The following is a 5031-nucleotide window of genomic DNA, read 5'->3' on the forward strand; positions in this document are numbered from 1 at the left end:
GAGTCAGTCAATCCCCGCAAATTGAGCCATAATGTGGGGTTTCGTTCCTCAACCCAACCTCCGAATAAAGCTGGGTGAGGGCGAGAGGGGGGATAATGGATAAATGAAAGTTATAAGTCTATTAACCTCCCTGATGCAATAGGGTTCCTACCGTTACTGGTTCCTGGATTTCGGCTTGGGCTACTATGCCATTCCGGTCAATTATTCGGACTTTTCCTGTACTATTTACCCCGGTTAAGATTGTGCCACTGCTGACATTTCGTAAATCAATCCCCCCTAACCATAATTGGGCGTTACTGCCACTTACCTGGGTGACAACGGCTTGGGCGGGTGGGTTCGGATTATTGATAAAATAGGGAGTTTGGAGTTGATAACCACTACCTACTTTGACTTCATAACGGGGCTGTTGATAGAAGTTTTTGGGAATTTCGGGGATGATTTTGGTAAATAGCTGTTGTATATTACTATCCGAATTCCACATATAATGGGTTAATAAATAACTAAATAAGCCGCAGTCAAAACCATTAACATTCACTTCCCGCGCTAGTTGATGGGGGGCTGTGGCTGATAATACTACCCCTTTGGCAACTCCGGTGCGGTAGCCGTTAACAAATTCTTCTGGGGACATATTTAAGCGTGATAACCACTGCTGCTGATAGCTTCTTTCATAGTCGGAAACTAGGACGTTTTGACCACCATCACGAGACCGGACTCGCGCTTCTCTGGTGGCACCTCCGGCAAAACAACTATCTAATACAACGGTGACGTTTTCGGTCTGTAAGGCGGACATTAATAAAAATAAGGTATGCCCCATAATGTCTTTGACGCTTCCTGGTGCGTTAGGATATCCAGGGGGTAAGTCGCCATCAACGGGAACAAAGGTGCCGTTGAGTTGTTGGGTACTTCCCACTTCTCGGAGAATGGGTTGGGGGTCAAAAATGCGAGAACCATGCCCAGAATAGTGATAAACTACGACATCTCCGGGTTTGGCTTGTTTGATTAAGTATTCTTCAAAGGCGGTTAAAATGCCGTCTCTGGTGGCTTGTTTGTCTTCTAATATGTAGATGTCTTGGGGGTGGAAACCAAAGCGGTGAATCAGTAATTCTCGCTGTAAATAGATGTCGTTGACACAGCCGATTAAGGGCTGTGTGGAATAGCTGTTAATTCCTACGAGTAAGGCGAGTTTGCGGGAGGTACTCTGGGCTAAGACTTGGCGATGGCGTTGGGTTTTTCGGTGAAATAAAACGGGGTCAATTCCTAGGGTGGCTAGGGCTGCGCCTAAGAATTGCAGAAAGTGACGGCGAGTGGAATTACTCATATTTTTACCTCGGAGATTTCCAGAAATTGAGATGAATACAGCCGGAAAATAGCACTAAACGTTACCCTATATCCCCAAACCTCAATTAATTATTAATTATTAATTATTAATTATTAATAATTAATTTTAGGGGCGGGTTCCTTCCCCAAGACTTGATGAATAAACCCGCCCTACGGTCTCGGCTGAGAAACGGGGTTTCTTGGACGGGTTTCTTGACTGATGGGGGAGAAACCTGGCTATAATGAACATTGTAGCCGGATAATTCCTCTGTTAATTCTCAATTTACCACGATTAATAAACCCGCCCTAGGGTTTCGGCTGAGAAACGGGGTTTCTTGACTTCTGGGGGAGAAAGCGGGTTTCTTTACGGACGATATGGGGGTGGTGCTGAATTCCTCACGACTTTATGAATAAACCCGCCTTACCCCACCGGGGAATTAGTTTTGGTGGTGGGAACTCGATAATGAGGGTCTGGGGGGTAGGTGGGGGTATCGCCGGAGTTGTGAAATTCTGAATATGGCTTACAATTGATGGCAAGTTACTAATTGAATGTTTTAACCCTAGACCATGACTAACCCGACTACTACGAATGAAACTACTAACCCAGAAACTCCGGTTTCGCCTGAAACTACTAACCCAGAAACTCGGGTTTCGGCGACTGAAGGGCAACCGAGTTATGTGAAACTGGCAATGCGGAATATGGTTAGGAAAGGTTCAAAATCACTATTTCACTTTTTCTTGACTACTGTGGGTCTCATTGGCTTGCTGGTGGGTCTCGCCTATCTTACCCGTTAAAGATTAAATGCTGTTGGGGGGTGAGAAGGTGCAGTTAGAAGTTAATATTGAAGATAATTTCTGGTGGGGGAAAGAGGGAGAGTCTCTGCGCTTGGGGGAACTGGCGGAAAAGGCGATCGCACCAGAAACCTGGGAATCATGGTTTTGTCAGTGGTTACAACAACTTGATCCGTATTTACCCCCGGCTAAGGGATATGAACTTAGTCTGCGTTTGACGGACGATAGGGAAATACAGGAGTTTAACGCCCAATATAGGCAGTTAGACGAGGCTACAGATGTACTATCCTTCGCGGCGCTAGAAACCAGCCTTGTGATGCCAGCAGAACACCTCTCATTGCATCCCTGCTATCTTGGGGATATAATAATTTCAGTGGAAACAGCATTTAGACAGGCACAACAGGCAGGGCATAATCTTACAACCGAGTTAGCATGGTTGACCAGTCATGGGTTATTACACCTACTGGGGTGGGACCATCCCGACGATCGCAGTTTAACTCGAATGTTGGATCAGCAAAAAGCCCTATTACAGACGGTTAACCTGCAAATTGGTTCAGGTTACGCCTGGGAGTCGGAAGAAAATATGAACTAAGCCACGATTGTGCTACATTGCACCCAGAATTGATCAGAAATCCTGATATTCCTAGAGAATGCTGATTTAAGGATACCCAACCATGAAAGCTAAAAAAAACTCTGTTTCGGCACTTCCCACCCCATTAGGTCCTCGGTCTGTCAACTACGCCTATATTCCCACCACCCCAGAGACGAAAACCGCCAACCACCGAGTATCTCAGTCTTGGGCGATCGCCAATAACCTATTGGTTAGCTTTAAATACGCCTGGAATGGTGTGGCTTACGCATTCAGGACCCAGCGCAACTTTCGCATTCATACAGCCATAGGGACTTTAGCGGTCAGTCTCGGTTTCTGGTTGCATCTTAGCTTTGTAGAAATTGCTATTATTGGTTTAACTATCAGCGCGGTCATGGCTTTGGAATTGTTGAACACAGCCATTGAGTCGGTAGTTGATTTAACGGTAGGAAAGTCGTATCATGAATTGGCACGCATTGCTAAGGACTGCGCGGCGGGGGCTGTGTTAATCTCGTCTTTGGCAGCTTTATTAGTGGCGGGAGTGCTGATTTTACCAGCTTTGTTAACGGCAACTCAACTGTGGCTGCAAGGAGTATAGACATTGATAATCGTCATTGATAACTATGATAGTTTCACCTATAACCTGGTGCAATATTTAGGAGAATTAGGGGCAGAAAATCCGGTAGGCGATCGCATAGAAGTTTACCGAAACGATGGCATCACCGTTGAAGAAATTAGACATAAAAAACCCGATGGTTTAGTCATTTCTCCCGGTCCCGGTCGCCCAGAAGATGCCGGAATTTCCCTAGCCATTATCCGAGAATTAGGTAAAACCTTACCGATTTTAGGGGTATGTCTCGGACATCAAAGCATCGGTCAAGCCTTCGGTGCGAAGATTATCTCAGCCCCAGAGTTGATGCACGGGAAAACCTCCCCCATTCATCATAACGGCAAGGGGGTATTTCACGATTTAGAGAACCCCTTTACCGCGACGCGCTATCATAGTTTAGTCATAGACTCCCAAACCTGTCCACCGGTGCTAGAAGTTACCGCCTGGGTGGATGATGGTACAATTATGGGAGTTCAACACCGCCATTATTCCCATATTCAGGGTGTGCAATTTCACCCGGAAAGCATCTTGACAACGGCTGGGAAAACCTTAATTAAGAACTTCCTAAAGAGTTGTCGGTTAATGGCAGTAGAAAGCTAATCAATTAGCGGTAAATTTTCGGTAATATTTGGGTCATATAATTGCTATGAAACGGCGACAGTTTATCCACCTAGCTAAAACCAGTGCTATAGTTACCTTGGCTGCGGGATTTGGTGCGCGGTGGCAGGTTTCCCAAGCGCAGACACCCAGTGAATCTAACTTGACTATTCGCTGGCTTGGACATACGAGTTTTCTGTTTACTGGGGATGGTTTGCGGATACTGGTAAATCCGTTTCGACAAATTGGATGTACCGCCGGATTTGGTAGCCCGAAAATAGAGACTGACCTGGTGTTAATTAGCAGTCGGTTACTTGATGAAGGGTCGATTGATGGGTTTCCCAATAATCCGGCGCTATTACATGAACCGGGAGTTTATCAATTTCAAGGAACCCAAATTCAAGGTATTCGCACTATTAAAGACCGTGAAAGAGGTCGCAGGTTTGGTCAGAATGTCGCCTGGTTATGGACTCAGGGTGGTATCAGAATTCTGCACATGGGAGGGTTAGCCGGACCTATTAATATTGAAGAAAGGATTTTGATTGGTCGCCCCGACTTGTTGTTAATTCCTGTGGGTGGAGGTCCGAAGGCTTATACTCCGACGGAAGCGGCGGCGGTAATTGCTTCCCTCAACCCTAGATTAGTGATTCCCACCCACTATAAAACTCTGGCTGCAGACGTGAATAACTGCGATTTGGTTCCGGTTGATAATTTCCTTGATGTGATGACTAATGCAACTATTAGGAATGTTAATAGCGACACTTTAACGTTGACTCGCAGCCAGCTTAATGATGATGGTTTGACTATTGGGGTGATGAGCTATAATTTTAATAGTTCGGCATCAATTAATAATTAATAATTAACAATTAATAATTAATAATTGTCGGGGCGGGTTCGGCTGCTAATTCTCATCCTCAATTAATAATTAATAATTAACAATTAATAATTAATAATTGTCGGGGCGGGTTCTGCTGGCAATTCTCATCCTCAATTAATAATTAATAATTAACAATTAATAATTAATAATTGTCGGGGCGGGTTCTGCTGGCAATTCTCATCCTCAATTAATAATTAATAATTAACAATTAATAATTAATAATTGTCGGGGCGGGTTCTGCTGCCAATT

At 44.8% G+C, this 5031-nt stretch carries 6 protein-coding genes; 5 read left to right on the forward strand and 1 reads right to left on the reverse strand.

What is annotated here, in order from left to right; genetic code table 11:
* Positions 1–121: 121 nt before the first annotated feature.
* Positions 122–1318, reverse strand: coding sequence for a caspase family protein (locus ACTIE0_RS22670; RefSeq protein ID WP_006621060.1), 1197 nt, complete (start codon positions 1316–1318; stop codon positions 122–124).
* Positions 1319–1884: 566 nt separating this feature from the next.
* Here ACTIE0_RS22670 and ACTIE0_RS22675 point away from each other — a divergent pair.
* The 5 genes from ACTIE0_RS22675 (at position 1885) to ACTIE0_RS22695 (ending at position 4761) form a co-directional block, all read left to right on the forward strand.
* Positions 1885–2112: a DUF3285 domain-containing protein gene (locus ACTIE0_RS22675; protein WP_006621058.1), complete on the forward strand. Its 228-nt coding sequence runs from the start codon at positions 1885–1887 to the stop codon at positions 2110–2112.
* Between the two features lie 7 nt (positions 2113–2119).
* Entirely contained in the window at positions 2120–2701 is a 582-nt protein-coding gene (gene ybeY, locus ACTIE0_RS22680; protein WP_187757843.1) for an rRNA maturation RNase YbeY, read from the forward strand.
* An 82-nt stretch (positions 2702–2783) separates the two neighbouring features.
* Positions 2784–3296, forward strand: coding sequence for a diacylglycerol kinase family protein (locus ACTIE0_RS22685; RefSeq protein ID WP_008054318.1), 513 nt, complete (start codon positions 2784–2786; stop codon positions 3294–3296).
* Between the two features lie 3 nt (positions 3297–3299).
* Positions 3300–3908, forward strand: a complete 609-nt coding sequence (locus ACTIE0_RS22690) for an anthranilate synthase component II (protein ID WP_006621055.1) — start codon at positions 3300–3302, stop codon at positions 3906–3908.
* A 46-nt stretch (positions 3909–3954) separates the two neighbouring features.
* A complete protein-coding gene (locus ACTIE0_RS22695) occupies positions 3955–4761 on the forward strand; it encodes an MBL fold metallo-hydrolase (RefSeq protein WP_046321040.1) in 807 nt (268 codons plus the stop codon).
* Positions 4762–5031: the final 270 nt, after the last annotated feature.

The sequence above is a fragment of the Limnospira sp. genome (assembly GCF_051859755.1).
In the GTDB taxonomy this organism is placed as follows: Bacteria; Cyanobacteriota; Cyanobacteriia; order Cyanobacteriales; family Microcoleaceae; genus Limnospira; species Limnospira fusiformis.